Annotated in this window: 13 protein-coding genes; 1 reads left to right on the top strand and 12 read right to left on the bottom strand. The window is 62.7% G+C overall.

Annotated features, from left to right (window positions below; all coding sequences use genetic code 11):
* Nucleotides 1-15: 15 nt before the first annotated feature.
* The 9 genes from gltB to J4E63_RS22340 form a co-directional block, all read right to left on the bottom strand.
* Complete coding sequence (gene gltB, locus J4E63_RS22380; protein ID WP_060739553.1) at nucleotides 16-4,464, bottom strand: glutamate synthase large subunit; 4,449 nt, start codon at nucleotides 4,462-4,464, stop codon at nucleotides 16-18.
* Between the two features lie 350 nt (nucleotides 4,465-4,814).
* On the bottom strand, nucleotides 4,815-6,398 hold the full coding sequence (locus J4E63_RS22375; protein WP_207283387.1) for an AAA family ATPase: 1,584 nt from the start codon (nucleotides 6,396-6,398) through the stop codon (nucleotides 4,815-4,817).
* Nucleotides 6,399-6,408: 10 nt separating this feature from the next.
* The gene (gene aroB, locus J4E63_RS22370) at nucleotides 6,409-7,509 is read right to left on the bottom strand and encodes a 3-dehydroquinate synthase (protein ID WP_046065075.1); all 1,101 of its coding nucleotides are present in this window, start codon (nucleotides 7,507-7,509) and stop codon (nucleotides 6,409-6,411) included.
* Nucleotides 7,510-7,657: 148 nt separating this feature from the next.
* On the bottom strand, nucleotides 7,658-8,176 hold the full coding sequence (gene aroK, locus J4E63_RS22365; protein ID WP_060739556.1) for a shikimate kinase AroK: 519 nt from the start codon (nucleotides 8,174-8,176) through the stop codon (nucleotides 7,658-7,660).
* 4 nt (nucleotides 8,177-8,180) lie between these two features.
* Nucleotides 8,181-10,268, bottom strand: a complete 2,088-nt coding sequence (gene pilQ / locus J4E63_RS22360) for a type IV pilus secretin PilQ (RefSeq protein WP_207283386.1) — start codon at nucleotides 10,266-10,268, stop codon at nucleotides 8,181-8,183.
* Nucleotides 10,265-10,813 (bottom strand): pilus assembly protein PilP, encoded by a 549-nt coding sequence (locus tag J4E63_RS22355; protein WP_060739558.1) that lies wholly within the window; start codon nucleotides 10,811-10,813, stop codon nucleotides 10,265-10,267. Before J4E63_RS22355 ends, pilQ begins: the two co-directional genes overlap by 4 nt.
* Nucleotides 10,810-11,433 (bottom strand): type 4a pilus biogenesis protein PilO, encoded by a 624-nt coding sequence (gene pilO, locus J4E63_RS22350; RefSeq protein WP_207283385.1) that lies wholly within the window; start codon nucleotides 11,431-11,433, stop codon nucleotides 10,810-10,812. Before pilO ends, J4E63_RS22355 begins: the two co-directional genes overlap by 4 nt.
* The gene (locus tag J4E63_RS22345) at nucleotides 11,430-11,996 is read right to left on the bottom strand and encodes a PilN domain-containing protein (protein WP_106272877.1); all 567 of its coding nucleotides are present in this window, start codon (nucleotides 11,994-11,996) and stop codon (nucleotides 11,430-11,432) included. The genes pilO and J4E63_RS22345 overlap by 4 nt, the downstream gene beginning before the upstream one ends.
* Nucleotides 11,996-13,060, bottom strand: a complete 1,065-nt coding sequence (locus tag J4E63_RS22340; RefSeq protein WP_207283384.1) for a pilus assembly protein PilM — start codon at nucleotides 13,058-13,060, stop codon at nucleotides 11,996-11,998. The genes J4E63_RS22345 and J4E63_RS22340 overlap by 1 nt, the downstream gene beginning before the upstream one ends.
* A 207-nt stretch (nucleotides 13,061-13,267) precedes the next feature.
* On the opposite strand from J4E63_RS22340, the gene J4E63_RS22335 reads away from it, so the two are divergent.
* Nucleotides 13,268-15,712: a penicillin-binding protein 1A gene (locus J4E63_RS22335; RefSeq protein ID WP_404943346.1), complete on the top strand. Its 2,445-nt coding sequence runs from the start codon at nucleotides 13,268-13,270 to the stop codon at nucleotides 15,710-15,712.
* Between the two features lie 247 nt (nucleotides 15,713-15,959).
* On the opposite strand, the gene J4E63_RS22330 is transcribed toward J4E63_RS22335, so the two are convergent.
* The 3 genes from J4E63_RS22330 to rpmE form a co-directional block, all read right to left on the bottom strand.
* Nucleotides 15,960-17,228 carry a malic enzyme-like NAD(P)-binding protein gene (locus tag J4E63_RS22330; RefSeq protein WP_053117649.1) on the bottom strand — a complete coding sequence of 423 codons (1,269 nt, stop codon included), beginning with the start codon at nucleotides 17,226-17,228 and terminating at the stop codon, nucleotides 15,960-15,962.
* A 185-nt stretch (nucleotides 17,229-17,413) separates the two neighbouring features.
* Complete coding sequence (locus tag J4E63_RS22325; RefSeq protein ID WP_207283382.1) at nucleotides 17,414-18,196, bottom strand: thermonuclease family protein; 783 nt, start codon at nucleotides 18,194-18,196, stop codon at nucleotides 17,414-17,416.
* A gap of 41 nt (nucleotides 18,197-18,237) precedes the next feature.
* Nucleotides 18,238-18,462, bottom strand: coding sequence for a 50S ribosomal protein L31 (gene rpmE, locus J4E63_RS22320; RefSeq protein ID WP_014336159.1), 225 nt, complete (start codon nucleotides 18,460-18,462; stop codon nucleotides 18,238-18,240).
* Between the last annotated feature and the right edge of the window lie 140 nt (nucleotides 18,463-18,602).

The raw sequence follows: 18,602 nt of genomic DNA, 5'->3' as shown, positions 1-18,602 counted from the left end.
CTCTTCAGGCGCATATCACTGCGGGTTGGCACGAGTGCTGGAAAGCAACGATTTCAGGTTGGCAGCCTTGGGCTTGACCAGCCAGAAACGACGCAAGTAGTCATCGAGGTTTTCGGCGAGTTCACGCCCCCACTCGCTGTCGGTTTCCGCGACGTACTCGTTCAGCACGTTTTGCAGGTGGCTGCGATAGGCTTCCATCGCCTCGCCGCTGATCCGCTGGATTTCCACCAGTTCGTGGTTGACCCGGTCAACGAAGGTGTTGTCCTGGTCGAGCACGTAGGCGAAACCGCCGGTCATGCCAGAGCCGAAGTTATAACCGGTCTTGCCCAGCACGCAGACAAAACCACCGGTCATGTACTCGCAGCAGTGATCGCCGGTGCCTTCCACCACAGTGTGGGCCCCGGAGTTACGCACGGCAAAACGCTCGCCCGCGGTGCCGGCGGCGAACAGCTTGCCGCCCGTGGCGCCATAAAGGCAGGTGTTGCCGATGATGGCACTGTCCTGGGTCTTGTAGACGCTGCCCTTGGGCGGAACGATGACCAGCTTGCCGCCGGTCATGCCCTTGCCCACGTAGTCGTTGGCATCGCCTTCCAGGTACATGTTCAGGCCACCGGCGTTCCAGACGCCGAAGCTCTGGCCTGCGGTGCCCTTGAAGCGGAAGGTCACCGGCGCCTTGGCCATGCCCTGGTTGCCATGCTTGCGGGCGATTTCGCCGGAGATCCGCGCGCCGATGGAACGGTCGCAGTTGCAGATATCCAGGTCGAACTCGGCGCCGCTCAGGTCGTTGATCGCCGCAGCGGCCATGTCGACCATCTTCTCGGCCAGCTCGCCCTTGTCGAATGGCGGGTTGCGGTCGACCTGGCAGAACTGTGGCTTGTCCGCCGGGATCAGATCGCTGCCCAGCAACGGGGTCAGGTCCAGGTGCTGCTGCTTGGCGGTCTGGCCCTCGATCACGTCCAGCAGATCGGTACGGCCGATCAGCTCTTCAAGGGAACGCACGCCTAGCTTGGCCAGCCACTCACGGGTCTCTTCGGCCACGTAGGTGAAGAAATTCACCACCATGTCGACGGTACCGATGTAGTGGTCCTTGCGCAGCTTGTCGTTCTGGGTCGCCACGCCGGTGGCGCAGTTGTTCAGGTGGCAGATGCGCAGGTATTTGCAGCCCAGGGCGATCATCGGCGCGGTGCCGAAGCCGAAGCTCTCGGCGCCGAGGATGGCCGCCTTGATCACGTCCAGGCCGGTTTTCAGGCCACCGTCGGTCTGCACGCGGACCTTGCCACGCAAGTCGTTGCCGCGCAGGGTCTGGTGGGTTTCGGCCAGGCCCAGTTCCCACGGCGCGCCAGCGTACTTGATCGAGGTCAGCGGCGATGCACCGGTGCCGCCGTCGTAGCCGGAGATGGTGATCAGGTCGGCATAAGCCTTAGCCACACCGGCGGCAATGGTGCCGACGCCGGCTTCCGCCACCAGCTTCACCGAGACCAGCGCCTTGGGGTTCACCTGCTTGAGGTCGAAGATCAGTTGCGACAAGTCTTCGATCGAGTAGATGTCGTGGTGCGGCGGCGGCGAGATCAGGGTCACGCCGGGGACCGCATAACGCAGCTTGGCGATCAGGCCGTTGACCTTGCCGCCGGGCAACTGGCCGCCTTCGCCGGGCTTGGCGCCTTGGGCAACCTTGATCTGCAGCACTTCAGCGTTGACCAGGTATTCCGGCGTCACCCCGAAGCGGCCGGTGGCCACCTGCTTGATTTTCGAACTCTTGATGGTGCCGTAGCGCGCCGGGTCTTCGCCGCCTTCGCCGGAGTTGGAACGCGCACCGAGGCGGTTCATGGCTTCGGCCAGGGCTTCGTGGGCTTCCGGGGACAAGGCACCCAGGGAAATACCGGCCGAATCGAAGCGCTTGAGCACCGATTCCAGCGGTTCCACTTCACTGATGTCCAGCGGCGTGTCGAGGGTCTTGACCTTGAGCAGGTCGCGGATCATCGACACCGGACGGTTGTCCACCAGCGAGGTGTATTCCTTGAACTTGCTGTAGTCGCCCTGCTGCACGGCCGCCTGCAAGGTGTTGACCACGTCGGGGTTGTAGGCGTGGTATTCGCCACCGTGGACGAACTTCAGCAGGCCGCCCTGCTGGATCGGCTTGCGCGGGCTCCAGGCTTCGGCGGCCAGGGCTTTCTGCTCGGCTTCGATGTCGACGAAACGCGCACCCTTGATGCGGCTCGGCACGCCACGGAAGCTCAGCTCGCAAACCTCTTCGGACAGGCCGATGGCCTCGAACAGTTGCGCGCCACGGTACGAGGCGATGGTCGAGATGCCCATCTTCGACAGGATCTTGAGCAGGCCCTTGGTGATGCCCTTGCGGTAGTTCTTGAACACCTCGTAGAGGTCGCCCAGTACTTCACCGGTGCGGATCAGGTCGCCCAGCACTTCATAGGCCAGGAACGGATACACCGCCGAGGCACCGAAACCGATCAGCACCGCGAAGTGATGCGGATCGCGGGCGGTGGCGGTTTCCACCAGGATGTTGGAATCGCAGCGCAGGCCTTTTTCGGTCAGGCGATGGTGCACCGCACCGGTGGCCAGCGAGGCGTGGATCGGCAGCTTGCCCGGGGCGATGTGGCGGTCGCTGAGGACGATCTGGGTACGCCCGGCGCGCGCGGCTTCTTCAGCCTGATCGGCGACGTTGCGGATCGCCGCTTCCAGGCCGACGCTTTCGTCGTAGTTCAGGTCGATGACCTGGCGCGCGAAGCCCGGACGGTCGAGGTTGGTCAGCGAGCGCCACTTGGCCGGGGAAATGACCGGCGAGCTGAGGATCACGCGCGAGGCATGCTCCGGCGACTCCTGGAAAATATTGCGCTCGGCGCCCAGGCAGATCTCCAGGGACATCACGATCGCTTCACGCAGCGGGTCGATCGGCGGGTTGGTCACCTGGGCGAACTGCTGGCGGAAATAGTCGTACGGCGTGCGCACGCGCTGCGACAGCACGGCCATCGGCGTGTCGTCGCCCATGGAGCCGACCGCCTCGTAGCCCTGCTCGCCCAGCGGACGCAGCACCTGGTCACGCTCCTCGAACGTCACCTGGTACATCTTCATGTACTGCTTGAGCTGGTCGACGTCATAGAAAGCCGAGCCGTGGTCGTTGTCTTCCATGGTCGCCTGGATGCGCAGGGCATTCTTGCGCAGCCATTGCTTGTACGGATGACGGGACTTGAGACGGTTGTCGATGGCGTCGGTGTCGAGGATCTGGCCGGTTTCGGTGTCCACGGCAAAGATCTGGCCCGGACCTACGCGGCCCTTGGCGATGACGTCTTCGGGCTGGTAGTTCCAGACGCCGATTTCCGACGCCAGGGTGATGAACCCATTGGTGGTGGTGACCCAGCGCGCCGGACGCAGACCGTTACGGTCCAGCAGGCACACGGCATAGCGACCGTCGGTCATGACGATACCGGCCGGGCCGTCCCACGGCTCCATGTGCATGGAGTTGTATTCGTAGAAGGCACGCAGGTCCGGGTCCATGGTCTCGACGTTCTGCCACGCCGGCGGCACCAGCATGCGCACGCCGCGGAACAGGTCGATGCCACCGGTCACCATCAGTTCCAGCATGTTGTCCATGCTCGAGGAGTCCGAACCCACGCGGTTGACCAGTGGGCCGAGTTCTTCGAGGTCCGGCATCAGGTCGTTGGCGAACTTGGTGCGACGGGCCACGGCCCAGTTGCGGTTGCCGGTGATGGTGTTGATCTCGCCGTTGTGGGCGAGGAAGCGGAATGGCTGGGCCAGCGGCCATTTCGGCAGGGTGTTGGTGGAAAAGCGCTGGTGGAACACGCAGATCGCGGTTTTCAGGCGCTCGTCGCTCAGGTCCGGATAGAAGGCGGTGAGGTCCGCCGGCATCATCAGGCCTTTGTAGATAATGGTCTTGTGGGAAAAGCTGCAGATGTAGTGATCGGTGTCGGCGGCGTTGGCCACGGACGAACGACGACGGGAACTGAACAGCTTGATCGACATGTCCTGGTCGCTCAGGCCTTCGCCGGCGATGAACACCTGTTCGATCTGCGGCAGGCGCTCGAGCGCCAGGCGGCCAAGGACGCTGGTGTCGATCGGCACTTTGCGCCAGCCAACCAGTTGCAGGCCGGCGGCCAGGATCTCGCGATTCATGTTTTCGCGAGCCGCCTCAGCCTTCACCGGGTCCTGGTTGAAGAACACCATGCCCACGGCGTACTGCTTGGGCAGGGTCACGCCGAACGTTTCCTGGGCTACGGCACGCAGGAACTCGTCGGGCTTTTGAATCAGCAAGCCACAACCGTCGCCGGTCTTGCCGTCGGCGTTGATCCCACCGCGGTGGGTCATGCAGGTCAGGGCCTCAATGGCCGTTTGCAAAAGGGTATGGCTGGGCTCGCCCTGCATATGAGCTATCAGGCCGAAACCGCAGTTATCCTTGAATTCATCTGGTTGGTACAGACCTGCTTTCATAGACACTTTCTCACCAGGCTGCCTCTAATCGAGGCAAATTTCTTTTCAATTCAACCGGTTGCATGCCGCGCCGAACGTACGCCAGCTTTGCGGGGGCAAAAGGGAGGTCATTGTACACACCGACACAGAGGCTCACAAATTTGACGACGAACTGTCGCAAATCCATGTCGCATTTGTGAAAGGTTTAAAGCTATACGCTATGCTAGTCAAAACTTTTTTGGGTTTGACCGCTACGACTCAAACGCTACTGTGACGCAGACACCACAAGGCGCGCGGCCTGAAAGGTCGCCCGCCCTTGCGGAAATTTTGAGGTTGCCGGGAGAGGCGGCCTGGGTAAGGCCGCCGAATCTTCAGCGAGTTGCTGCCAGTTCCTGTTGGACGCTGGCGACAGTGCGAGGCCAAGGTTTACCAGCCTGAACCTTCGCTGGCAAGGCCTTGATGGCGGAAACAGCCGCATCACGGTTGGCAAAGCTGCCGTAGGTGATGACATACAGCGGCTTGCCGTTGAGCACTTTCTTGAAATAACGGTACTCGCCACCCTGCTCCTTGACGAAGTTCTGCGCCGCGGCTTCGGAACTGGTGCCGAGGATCTGCACCACGTAATTGCCCGGCGCCTGGCCGGCGTACCAGCTACCGCCGGTGGCCTTGGCTGGGGCAGCAGCAGGCTTGGCCGCCGGTGCTGCTGGCGCCGCTGGTTTGGCCGCAGGCGCCGGAACCGGTACCGGCTTGGCGGTGGCCACCTGGGTCGGCGCCGGAGTCGGCTTGGCGGTCGGGGCAGGCGTTGGCGCCGGGCCGGCCGGCACGCCCGCAGGCGGCGCGGTGGTGGTCACGGTCGGCGGCGTGTCGCTGCTGTCGTCGATCGGTGGCGCTGCGCCGTCGTCGCCTTCGGTGATACCGCCGGCCGCTTCGGCCAGCGGGCCGCGCATGACCGGCTGCGACTGGCCGACCAGCGGCAGCGGCATCGGTTGGGTGTTACCGGCGAATTCCACGGCCGGCGCGCCACCGTTGGGTTGCGGCGTACCTTGGCCGAGGGGCAGTTGCGCCTGCTCGTTGGCAGGGGCACCCGTGGCAGGTGCCTTGGTGCGACCCGGCATCAGCCAGGCGGCGGCAACCGCGACCACGACGACGGCGGAAATTGCCAATACGTGTTTCTTCGGCATGTTGAACCCCATACTTGGACGCTTCACCGCTGAGCGGCTGGCAATCATGACTTCGATCAGAGCATCGCGGGCAACCTGGTTGATGTTGCCAGGCCAACCGTCGGAGCTTTCGTGAATCTCAGAGATCTGATCGGCGGTGAAAAGTTCGATACCCCGGCCCGCGCCCTCAAGACGCTGGGCCAGGTATTCGCGCGTTTCTTCCTCGGTGTAGGGCGCCAGCTCGATGACGTGGAAGCGCTCTTCCTCGAGGTTCAACTGGTCCAGGTCGGCGATCAGCGACGACTCGCCGAACAGGAACACGTGGGGCCGGCCCTCCGGCGCACCGGCCGCCAAGGCCAGCAGGGCTTCGAGGGCCGACTCGTCGAGTTGCTCGGCATCGTCCACCAGCAGATAGACTTCCTGCCCGGTCAGCGCCAGTTGCACGATCTGATCGAGGATTGCACCGATTTCGGCCTGGGCGACGTTCAGCGCCTGGGCCACCTGGCGCAACACACCGGCGGCATCGCCAGCGCCACGGGCCGACACCACCACGCTTTGCACAGACTGTTTGTTGGTACTGGCCACCAGGGCCTGGCGCAGCAAAGTCTTGCCGCTGCCCTGGGGGCCGGTGACCACCAACAGCAACTGGCTGTAGCGCGCCAGGTGATGCAACTGGCCCAGCACCGGCTTGCGCTGGGCGGGGAAGAACTTGAAGCCCGGGACCCGTGGGGCAAAAGGGTCATGACTCAATTGGAAATGGCCGAGGAAAGCCTCGTCGGCATGCAAACTAGTCATCGGAATCTTATTAACCTTTAAGCTGAGCCAGGGCGCGGTAGTCCGCTCCCAGCGTGGCCTGTAGAACTTCTTTCGGATAATCGTCGGTCACCACCGCTTCGCCCATGTGGCGCAGCAGCACCAGGCGCAGACGACCGTCGATCACTTTTTTGTCGATTGCCATGTGTTCAAGAAAATCCGCCTCGCTCATTTCCTCGGGCGGAACCACCGGCAGCCCGGCGCGCTGGAACAGACGAATACCGCGATCGCGTTCCTGTTCGCTGATCCAGCCCAGGCGCGCGGACATCTCCAGGGCCATGACCGTACCGGCCGCAACCGCTTCACCGTGCAGCCAGACACCATAGCCCATGTGAGTTTCGATGGCATGGCCGAAGGTGTGACCCAGGTTGAGCGTGGCGCGTACCCCCGACTCACGTTCATCGGCACCGACCACGGCGGCCTTGGCGGCGCAGGAGCGCTCGATGGCGTAGGTCAGGGCCGCTTGATCCAGCGCACGCAGGCGGTCGACGTTCTCTTCGAGCCAGCCCAGGAACGGTTCGTCGCAGATCAGCCCGTACTTGATGACTTCCGCCAGCCCCGCAGACAGTTCGCGGGCCGGCAGGGTATTGAGGGTCGCGGTGTCGATCAGCACCACATTGGGCTGATAGAACGCACCGACCATGTTCTTGCCCAGCGGATGGTTGATCCCGGTCTTGCCGCCCACCGACGAGTCGACCTGCGACAACAGCGTGGTGGGGATCTGGATGAAGTCGACGCCGCGCTGATAACAAGCGGCCGCAAAACCGGCCATGTCGCCGATCACGCCACCGCCCAGGGCAACCACCGTGGTGCGGCGATCATGCCGTGCGGTCAGCAGGCCGTCGAAAATGAGTTGCAGGGTTTCCCAGTTCTTGAAGGCTTCGCCGTCGGGCAACACCACGGAAATGACCGAGAAAGCCGACAGGCTGCGGGTCAGACGTTCCAGATACAGAGGCGCGACGGTTTCATTGGAAATGATCGCCACTTGCCGCCCGGCGATATGCGGCGCCAGCAGTTCGGGCTGGTCCAGCAAGCCTTCGCCAATATGAATCGGGTAGCTGCGCTCGCCCAGGTCGACCTTAAGTGTCTGCATGTGTCCCCACAGTGAAGATGGAATCAGGCGTCCTGCCTGCAATTAACGAAAGTCCACGGTGCTTGTTTCGACGCCAGTTAATGGCCATCCGCCACGCCCCAGGCGGGCCATGACGGGACGTCGAGGATAGCGCATTTCGCCAGGCGCATTAACGGGGCGGCAGTTGCTGCAGACGGTCGAGAATGTCCAGCACCACCATCCGCGGCGGCCGCTCGTCGGTTTCCACCACTAGGTCGGCGATCTCCCGATACAGCGGATCACGCAGTTCCAGCAGGTCCCGCAGGGTCTTGGCGGGGTCGGCGGTGCGCAACAGCGGTCGGTTGCGATCCCGAGCGGTGCGGCCGACCTGCTGCTCGACAGAGGCGTGCAGATAGACCACTCGTCCGCCGGCATGCAGCGCCCGACGATTGGCTTCGCGCATCACCGCGCCGCCGCCGGTGGCCAACACCACGCCCTCGAACGCGCACAACTCGGCGATCATCGCCTGCTCACGGTCACGAAAGCCCGGCTCGCCTTCCTTATCGAAGATCCATGGGATATTGGCACCCGTGCGCAATTCAATTTCCTTGTCGGAATCTTTGAACGGCAGGCGCAGCTCTTTGGCCAGCAAACGGCCGATGGTGCTTTTTCCAGCGCCCATCGGCCCAACAAGAATCAAATTTCGCACAGAATCAACGACTCACAGCAATCGCCTGGTTATTCATGATACGCGGAGTGAGGAACACCAGCAGCTCGGATTTTTTCTCCGAAACCACATCACGCCGGAAAAGGCGGCCAAGATACGGCACATCGCCAAGAAATGGCACCTTATCTACGACCTTGCTCTGAGTATTTGAGAAAACTCCGCCAATCACAATGGTCTCGCCATCATTGACCAGGACCTTGGCGTTGACTTCGTTTTTCTTGATCGGCGGCACGTCCTGCACCTTGTTCAGGTAGTCCGGCTCATCCTTGGTGACCTTGACCTCCATGATGATGCGATTGTCCGGGGTGATCTGCGGGGTCACCTCCAGCGACAGCGAGGCCTCCTTGAACGACACCGAGGTGGCGCCGCTGGAGCTGGCTTCCTGGTAAGGGATTTCCGTGCCCTTGAGGATCTTTGCCGTCTCCTTGTCGGACGTCACCACCTTGGGCTGGGAGACGATTTCGCCGTTGCCGGTTTTTTCCATGGCCGTCAGCTCAAGGTCCAGCAAGACGTTGTCGGTGATGAACGCAATGCCGATCCCCGACGTATTGCCCGAGGCCCCCAGGTCGACGAACGGCTGGTTGGTGCCGGTACTGCCCGGCGTGCCGATGGTCGTGGAGGTGCCGCTGGTCACCCCCGAGGAGTTCCAGTTGCCCTTGTTCTGGATCGACCCTCCCCAGCGCACGCCCAGGCTTTTGTCGTAGTCGACGTTGGCCTCGACAATCCGCGCCTCGATCATCACCTGGCGCACCGGAATATCCAGCTGCGCCACGATCCGGCGCAGTTCATCGAGACGGTCCTGGGTCTGGTAGGCAATGATGTTGTTGGTTCGCTCATCCACCGTGATCGTGCCGCGCTCGTCGGCTTTGGCCTCGGCACTGGTCACCGACTGGAACAGCTTGGCGATGTCCGCCGCCTTCGCATAGTTGACCTGCAGCAGCTCACGCCGCAGCGGCGCCAGGTCGGCGATCTGCTTCTGCGACTCCAGTTCCTGGCGTTCACGCGCGGCGATTTCATCGGCCGGGGCCACCAGCAGCACGTTACCGACCTTGCGCTTGTCCAGGCCCTTGGTCTTGAGCACCAGGTCCAGCGCCTGGTCCCAAGGCACATTCTGCAACCGCAGGGTGATGCCGCCCTGCACCGTGTCGCTGGCCACCAGGTTCAGGTTGGTGAAATCGGCAATCAGTTGCAGGACCGAACGTACTTCGATGTCCTGGAAGTTGAGCGAGAGCTTCTCGCCGCTGTAGGCCGCGCGGTCGGCATTGCGTTTTTGCAGGTCGTCGACGGTCATGGGCCGGACGCTGACGGTGAGTTTGTTGTCAGTCTGGTAGGTCGAGTAGTCGAAGGTGCCACTGGGCTCGATGCTGATGGTCGCCCGGTCGCTGCCGGCGCTGGCATTGACGAATTGCACCGGGGTGGCGAAGTCCTTGACGTCCAGGCGCACCCGCAATGGTTCGGGCAATTGGGCCCTGGCGAAATTGAGGATGATCTTGCCTTCGCGTTCCTGGATGTCCGGGGCTATGGAAGGATCGGACAAATCGATCACCACGTTGCCTTCGCCCTGGGTCCCCCGCTGGAAATCCACCCCACGAATCGCCTTGCCCACCGGCGCACCGGCCCTCACGGGCGCAGCGCTGGCCAGCGCCGGGCGCGGGGCCTGGGCGGCGCTCTTCCCTGCAGTGTTCTTCGCTGCGGCGCCCTTGCCAACCACCACGAACAGGCTATTGCCTTCGACCCGGGTGTCGTACGGCGCCAGCTGGGTCAGGCCGATGATCAACCGGGTGCGATCGCCTGCCTCGACCACGGTGGCGCTGCGCGCATTGCCCCCGCCCAGGTCGCGGCGCTTGCTGGCCAGTTGATTGGTCACGCCTGGCAGGTCCAGGGCAATCCGGGCCGGTTGCTCGGTGGTGTAGCCCCGGGGGGTCGGCGGCGGCCCGTCGAAGGTGAGCTTCAACTCGACGCGGTCGCCCGGCAACGCCGCGACATCCAGCGTCTTCAGACTGGCCGCGTGAACCATCGGCGACAACAGCGCTATCCATAGCGAAATACCGAAGGCTGACAAAAACCTGTTCATTGTTGGGGTTCCACTATTGAGTGCTCTTTCAAAGGAATGGTCCGAGGTCGTTCCAGCCAGGCACCCTCGCCATCGGGAACGATTTCGATCACATCGACCTGGGTGGCACCGATGGCGAAGATTCGCCCGTCGTTGCGCCCCAGATAGTCACCGACCTTGAGCCGATGCACCCCGCCCGCGCCCCGCAGGAGTGCGAAGGAGCCGCTGGCGTTGGAGATCGTACCGACCATTTCAAACTGCTCGATGTTGAAGCCTTCCAGGTATTGCTTGACCCGGTTGGGGTCGGGCCGGACGTTGTGCGAGCCGCGCTGCCGGTCGGCCTGGTCCACGCGGACCTGCCGGGAAAACGGGCTGCGCAGGTTCGCGGCGCTGTAGGTAAAGGTCTCGTAGGGCCTGAACGTCGGCGTCGGCTCGATCTTGCCGGGCGGACGCAGGCGCACTTCGTTCATGTAAGCGTCCAGGTCGCTGAAACCGTTGTCGTCGTTGCAACCCGCCAGCGCGACCAGGCCCGCCAGCAGGCAGAGACGACACACCAGCGGCCTCATGGCTGCGCCTCCTGCTCGTTGTAGCGGTAGGTCTTGGCCTGGATGCTCATGCGCAGCTTCGTGCCGGCCTCGGGCTCCATCGGGGCGATTTCGAAATCGTGCAGCGTGACGATCCGGGGCAGTCCGGCCACTCCACTGACGAATGTCGCCAGGTCGTGATAGCCGCCGGTCACGGTGATCTGGATCGGCAGCTCGATGTAGAACGGTTGGGTGACTTCCGGCAGCAGCTTGATTTCCTCGAACTCCAGGCCACTGCCCAGGCCGGTGCGGGTAATGTCTTCCAGCAGGCCCGGCACCTCGGTGTCACTGGGCAATTGCCGCAACAGTACACCGAAAGACGTTTCCATCTGCCTCATCTGCTCGGTGTAGCGTTCCAGGTTCGCGGCCATGTGGGCCTTGCCCGCGAATTGTGCCTTGAGGGTATTTTCTTCCTCGCGCACCTGCTGCAACTGGTTTTCCAAGTCGCTCAAGGCAAAGTTATAGCCCAGCCCCAGTACCATGGCCACCAGCAGGATGCCCGCCAGCCATTTGATGGGCGCTGGCCAGGAACCGATGTTGTTGGTGTCCAGGTCACTGACATCGATCTTGCGCAACGCGTCGAGCCATTCCCCCGGCCTCATTGGGCGTCCCCCTCATCGGCAGGCCGGGTCTGGCGAACCGTCAGCTGGAAAACGTTGGCCTGGTCGAGCTGACCGGCGGTGGTGGCCTTGACCTCCGTCAGACTGGGCGCATCGAACAGGTCCGACGAGTCCAGGTTGCGCATCAGGTCCGAGACCCGGTTGTTCGATTCCGCGGCCCCTTTGATGAAGAGCGTCCGGTCCTCCATCTTCACTTCGGTGAAATACACTCCGTCCGGCAAAGTCCTCACCAACTGGTCGAAGATGCGCCCGCTGACCGGTCGATTCCCTTGCAAGTCCTGGATGATGCGCATGCGTTCCAGCAATTGCTGGCGACGGGCTTTCAATTCGCTGATCTGCTTGATGCGCTCGTCCAGCACGGCGATCTGCTCGGAGAGGTGGCTATTGCGGGCGACCTGGTGGTCGATGGCACTGTCGATGTAGCGGACGGCGACCAGGACCACGCCGACCGCCCCGACCAGCGCCGCCACCAAGGCCAGCAGAAAGCGCTTGCGCCGCTCTTCGCGCAGCTCTTCGCGCCAGGGAAGCAGGTTGATCCGCGCCATCAGTCGAAACTCCTGAGGGCCAGCCCACAGGCAATCATCAGTGCCGGTGCATCACTGGCCAGGGCACCGGCATTGACCTTGCTGCTCAGGGCCATGTTGGTAAACGGGTTGGCCACCTGGGTCGGCGTGCCCAGGCGCTGCTCGATCAGCCGATCCAGGCCAGAGACCGAAGCCGTGCCCCCGGCCAGCAGAATGTGGTCCACCGCGCTGTACTGGCCCGAGGCGAAGAAGAATTGCAGGGACCGCGAGACCTGCTGCACCAGGGCCTCGCGAAAAGGTTGCAGCACTTCGCTGAGATAATCGTCCGGCAACCCACCCTGCTTCTTTGCCAGGCCGGCCTGCTCGGGTGTCAGGCCGTAGCGGCGCTGGATCTCCTCGGTCAACTGGCGGCCACCGAACAACTGTTCGCGGGTATAGATGATGCGCCCGTTGTGCAACACGCTGAGGGTGGTCATGGTGGCGCCGATGTCGATGACCGCCACCGTCAGCCGCTCCTGGGACGCGGCCAATTGCGTGGCGAGCAGGCCAAACGCTCGCTCCAGCGCATAAGCCTCCACATCGACCACCCGGGCCGTCAGCCCGGCGAGCGCCAACGCGGCCTCGCGAACCTCGACGTTTTCCTTGCGACAGGCCGCCAGCAGCACTTCGACGCGCTCGGCGCTGCGCGGCGAAACGCCCACCACCTCGAAATCAATGGCCACCTCATCCAGCGGATAGGGAATGTATTGATCGGCTTCGATCTTGAGCTGGTTCTCCATGTCGTCGTCGGACAGGCCCGCGTCCATCTCGATGATCTTGGTGATCACCGCCGAACCCGCCACGGCCACCGCCACGCTGCGCAAGGGCGTCCTGGCCTTGGCCAACAGCCGCGACAACGCCTGGCCCACCCCTTCGAGCTCGGCGATGTTCTTCTCGATCACGGCGTTGGCCGGCAACGGTTCGACCGCGTAGGACTCGACGCGGTATCGCTCGCCCTGGCGACTCAACTCGAGCAGCTTCACCGACGTCGAACTGATGTCGATCCCCAGAAGCGCATGGGCTTTTTTATTGAAGAGTCGTAGCACTACCAATTCCCTATGACTATCCGTGAGTTACGGACTCTCTAATATGCATTGCGTTCAATCACGGCCGTCCGACGGACGTCCGGATGGCATTCCCGACGAAAAAAAATGCTTATAATGCCCAGCGTTTTTTTCGCTTTGTTGCAAGCACGGGTCCTTCCCTGCACCTGGCGCCTTTTTCATTCTTTGCCTGGATATCCAAAAGCCTTGATTCGTCTGCTGAAATTTTTCGGATGGTCCATCGTCGCCGTTTTCTGCGGACTGCTCTTGGGCCTGAGCGGTGCCTTTCTTTACCTTAGTCCGGGATTGCCGTCCGTGGAGGCACTGAGAAGTATTCAGTTGCAGATTCCTTTGCGGGTGTACAGCAGCGACAACAAGCTGATCGCCGAATTTGGCGAAATGCGCCGCACACCGATCCGTTTCGCCGACATTCCCCCCAATTTCATCAATGCGTTACTAAGTGCTGAAGACGATAACTTCGCCAACCACTATGGCGTCGATCCCGGCAGCCTGATGCGCGCCGCCAGCCAGTTGGTCAAGAGCGGGCACATCCAGTCCGGCGGCAGCACCATCACCATGCAGGTGGCCAAGAACTTCTTCCTGACCAGCGAGCGCAGCTTCTCGCGCAAGACCACCGAGATCCTCCTGGCCCTGCAGATCGAGCGGCAGCTGACCAAGGATGAAATCCTCGAGCTGTACGTGAACAAGATTTACCTGGGCAACCGCGCCTACGGCATCGAGGCGGCGGCACAGGTGTATTACGGCAAGTCGATTCGCGACGTGAGCCTGGCGCAGATGGCAATGATCGCCGGCCTGCCCAAGGCGCCGTCGCGCTTCAACCCGCTGGCCAACCCGGCGCGCAGCAAGGAGCGTCGCGACTGGATCCTGGGGCGCATGTACAAGCTCGGCAAGATCAGCGAGGCCGACTACACCGCCGCGATCAATGAGCCGCTGAACGCCAGCTATCACGTGCCGACCCCGGAAGTGAACGCCCCGTACATCGCCGAGATGGCCCGTGCCGAGATGGTCGGGCGCTATGGCAGCGACGCCTACACCGAAGGTTTCCGCGTGACCACCACGGTGCCGAGCAACCTGCAGGAAATGGCCAACACCGCGCTGCACGAGGGCCTGATGACCTACGACCAGCGCCACGGCTACCGTGGCCCTGAATCGCGCCTGCCGGGCAAGACCAAGGAAGCCTGGGCCCTGGAGCTGACCAAGCAGCGCACCATCAGCAGCCTGGAGCCGGCGATCGTCACCTCGGTGGACAAGGACGGCATCAAGGTGTTGACCCGCAACGGCGAGCAGGAAGAACACGTGGCCTGGGACACCATGAAATGGGCCCGTCCGTTCCTCAATACCAACAGCATGGGCGCCGCCCCACGGCAGCCGTCGGAGGTTGCCCAGGTCGGTGACCTGATCCGCGTCCAGCGCCAGGCGGACAACACGCTCAAGTTCAGCCAGATCCCGGCGGCCCAGGGCGCCCTGGTGTCCCTCGACCCACAGGACGGCGCCATTCGTTCGTTGGTGGGTGGCTTCGCCTTCGAGCAAAGCAATTACAACCGTGCACTGCAGGCCAAGCGCCAGCCGGGCTCGAGCTTCAAGCCGTTCGTCTACAGCGCCGCCCTGGATAACGGCTACACCGCCGCCAGCCTGGTGAACGATGCGCCGATCGTGTTCGTCGATGAGTACCTGGACAAGGTCTGGCGGCCGAAGAACGACACCAATACGTTCCTCGGCCCGATTCGCCTGCGCGAGGCGCTGTACAAATCCCGCAACCTGGTATCGATCCGCCTGTTGCAGGCGCTGGGCGTGGATCGCACCATCGACTACATCAGCAAGTTCGGCTTCAACAAGCAGGACCTGCCGCGCAACCTGTCCCTGGCCCTGGGCACCGCGACCCTGACACCGATGGAAATCGCCACGGGCTGGAGCACGTTCGCCAACGGCGGCTACAAGATCACCCCGTTTATCATCGACAAGATCGAAAGCCGCAATGGCGAGACATTGTTCGTGGCCAACCCGCCACGGGTCCCCACGGGCGAGCAGGCCAGCGATGGCGTCGCCGCACCGTCCACCGACACGTTCACGGTCAATGCGACGCCAGGCGAAGCCACCACGGCCCCAGGCCTGCCGCAAGCACCCGCCGTCGCGGAGCGCATTGTCGATGGCCGCACCACCTTCATTCTCAATAGCATGCTGCAGGACGTGATCAAGCTCGGCACCGGGCGTCGCGCCCTGGCCCTGGGCCGCACCGACCTGGCGGGCAAGACCGGTACCACCAACGAATCCAAGGACGCCTGGTTCTCCGGCTACAACGCCGATTACGTGACCACGGTCTGGACCGGTTTCGACCAGCCCGAAAGCCTGGGTCGCCGTGAGTTCGGCGGCACCGTGGCACTGCCGATCTGGATGACCTACATGGGCGCCGCCCTCAAGGACAAGCCGCCGCACACCCAGCCGGAACCGGAAGGCATCCTCAGCCTGCGGGTCGACCCGGTCAGCGGCCGCGCGGCCACGCCGGGCACTCCGGGTGCGTACTTCGAGCTGTTCAAGAGCGAAGACACGCCACCGTCGGTCAACGAGCTGGGCAATGGTGTCGCACCGGGCAGCCCGCTGCCAGCGGACGAAGCGGCGCCGATCGATCTGTTCTGACCGGTCTCATCCAAAAGCCCCGCCTTCGAAAGAAGTGCGGGGCTTTTGTTCTCAATGACACCACTACCTGTGGGAGCGAGCTTGCTCGCGATAGCGTCGGATCAGCTTGCATCGATGTTGAATGCCAGGCCGTCATCGCGAGCAAGCTCGCTCCCACAGGGGTCTGTGACGGTCATACAAAAGCAGCGACCAACAAAAAGCCCCGACTCTCAGGAGCCGGGGCTTTTTGTTGAAGCGCTACAACGGCTTAGCCGTTGAACACATCATCCACGCTCTTGAGCGGGTAGTTCTTCGGGTACGGCAGGGTGGCCACGCCCGTCTCGATGGCGGCCTTGGCCACGGCGTCGGAGATCAGGGTGATCAGGCGGGCGTCCATTGGTTTCGGGATGATGTACTCACGGCCGAATTCCAGCTTGATGCCGCCGTAGGCGTCGCACACTTCCTGAGGCACCGGCAGCTTGGCCAGTTCGCGCAGGGCGTTGGCGGCCGCGACTTTCATCTCTTCGTTGATGCGCTTGGCGCGAACGTCCAGGGCACCACGGAAGATGAACGGGAAGCCCAGTACGTTGTTGACCTGGTTCGGGTAGTCCGAACGGCCGGTGGCCATGATCACGTCGTTGCGAGTCGCGTGAGCCAGTTCCGGGGAGATTTCCGGGTCCGGGTTCGAGCAGGCGAACACGATCGGGTTCGGCGCCATGCGCAGCAGGTTTTCCGGGCTCAGCAGGTTCGGACCCGACAGGCCGACGAACACGTCGGCACCGTCCAGGGCGTCCGCCAGGGAGCGCTTGTCGGTCGCGTGGGCGAAGACGGCCTTGTACTGGTTCAGGTCGTCACGGCCGGAGTGGATCACGCCGGTACGGTCGACCATGAAGATGTTTTCGATCTTGGCGCCCATGCTCACCAGCAACTTCATGCAGGAGATGGCCGCAGCGCCAGCACCCAGGCAGACGATCTTGGCTTCCGGCAGGGTCTTGCCGGCGATTTCCAGGGCGTTGATCATGCCAGCCGCGGTGACGATGGCGGTGCCGTGCTGGTCATCGTGGAACACCGGGATGTCGCACTGTTCGATCAGGGCGCGCTCGATCTCGAAGCACTCAGGTGCCTTGATGTCTTCCAGGTTGATGCCACCGAAGGTGATGGAGATGCGCTTGACGGTGTCGATGAAGGCTTGCGGGCTCTCGGAATCGACTTCGATATCGAATACGTCGATACCGGCGAAGCGCTTGAACAGTACGCCCTTGCCTTCCATGACTGGCTTGGAAGCCAATGGGCCGAGGTTACCCAGGCCGAGAATCGCGGTGCCATCGGAAATGACTGCAACCAGGTTGCCTTTACCGGTGTATTTGTAGGCCAGTTCAGGGTCGCGAGCGATTTCGCGGACTGGTTCGGCTACGCCGGGGCTGTAGGCCAGCGACAAGTCGCGAGCAGTAGCGGTGGCCTTGGTGAGCTCGACACTCAGCTTTCCTGGACGAGGATGCGCGTGATATTCGAGAGCGGCAGTTTTCAGATCAGACATGTGGGCATTCCGCTTTTTACTGTGTTGGACAGACGGACCGCCGAGGATACGCGCCTCGCAAAGTCCCTACAAGACTGACCAGTCACTGCTGTCAAGCGCCCTACTCTACGACTTTGGACCAAGAGCCGCGAAACACAAGGGCTACATGCATACAATCCGACTTAATAATGTCTACAATTATTTTCTTAAAGGACCGCTTCCAACATGGCGGGATCGGTCAGCGGCAGCATCCAACGCGCCTGGCCAGCCTTGTTCCCGCCACGCCGGGCGCGGTCGACGACCCAGCCCCGGGCCTCGATTTTCCGCCCCTTGAGCCGCTCCAGGGCCGAGGCGTCGAAGCGCCTCTGCAAACCCGGCGCAATGTGCAGGACAACCGGCCCCTGCAATTCAATCCAGACACCACCGCGATTGCGCTGCACGCTTTCTACCCGCCCGCTCGTCAGCACGAAACCTGGGGCATCGATCTGTTCCGCCCGGACGATAGGGGATTTCTTCCAGAGGCCTGCCCCGGCTTGCCGCGCATGACGTTCAGCCACTTGCTGGCAACTGACCAGGTCGACGTTCGGCGCAACCGCCACCAGAAACCCCAGCCCCTCGGCAATCAACCGTTCCTCGAGGTTCTCGCCCCGGGCGTTGTAGACGTGGGCCAGGGTACGACCGTAATCATCACGGTCGTCCTTGCCAGGCAACACGCCCACCCGGCCATCGTTGGCGGCCACCAGGGCTTCGAGTCGCTGGCGCGCCGCTACGGCGAAGGGTTCGTCGGCGCGGCCGCGCTTGCCCAGCTCAGGGCTGTTGAGACCGATCATCCGAATGCGGCGCCCATCCTCCAGGTACAAGGTGTCGCCGTCCACCACGCGCTGCACCACCACCTGGGGCAGGCTGCCCGGCGAAGGACAGGCCCCCTGGGCACCACAGAACCAAATCGCAGACACAAAAAAGGCGCCCGCAAGGGACGCCTTCTTCATCAATCTGGAGCAGTCGAGACGACCATCCAAAATGATCAGCCTCAGGCTTTTGGAGTAACTTTGCCGAAAGCACCGAAACGATCGGCGAACTTCTGAACGCGGCCGCCGGTATCCAGAGTCTTTTGCTTACCGGTGTAGAACGGGTGGCACTCGTTGCAAACGTCGATCGCCAGGGCTTTGCCGTAGGTCGAACGCGTTTCGAACTTGTTGCCGCAGCTGCAGGTTACGGCAATTGCTGGGTATTCCGGATGGATATCGGTTTTCATGCTGTTTTCCTCAGGCTAGCGTGCCGCCACCCAACACTATTGTTGAATACCGCACGTAATTAGGCCGCGGATTCTACCAGACATCGTCATTCGCGCAAGCTGTCGCTTATACCAACCGTCTGCTAGGCTCGCGCCCTCAA

Source organism: Pseudomonas sp. FW300-N2F2, from assembly GCF_017351655.1.
Lineage (GTDB): Bacteria > Pseudomonadota > Gammaproteobacteria > Pseudomonadales > Pseudomonadaceae > Aquipseudomonas > Aquipseudomonas fluorescens_AA.
This window is presented reverse-complemented; position numbering and strand designations above follow the sequence as displayed.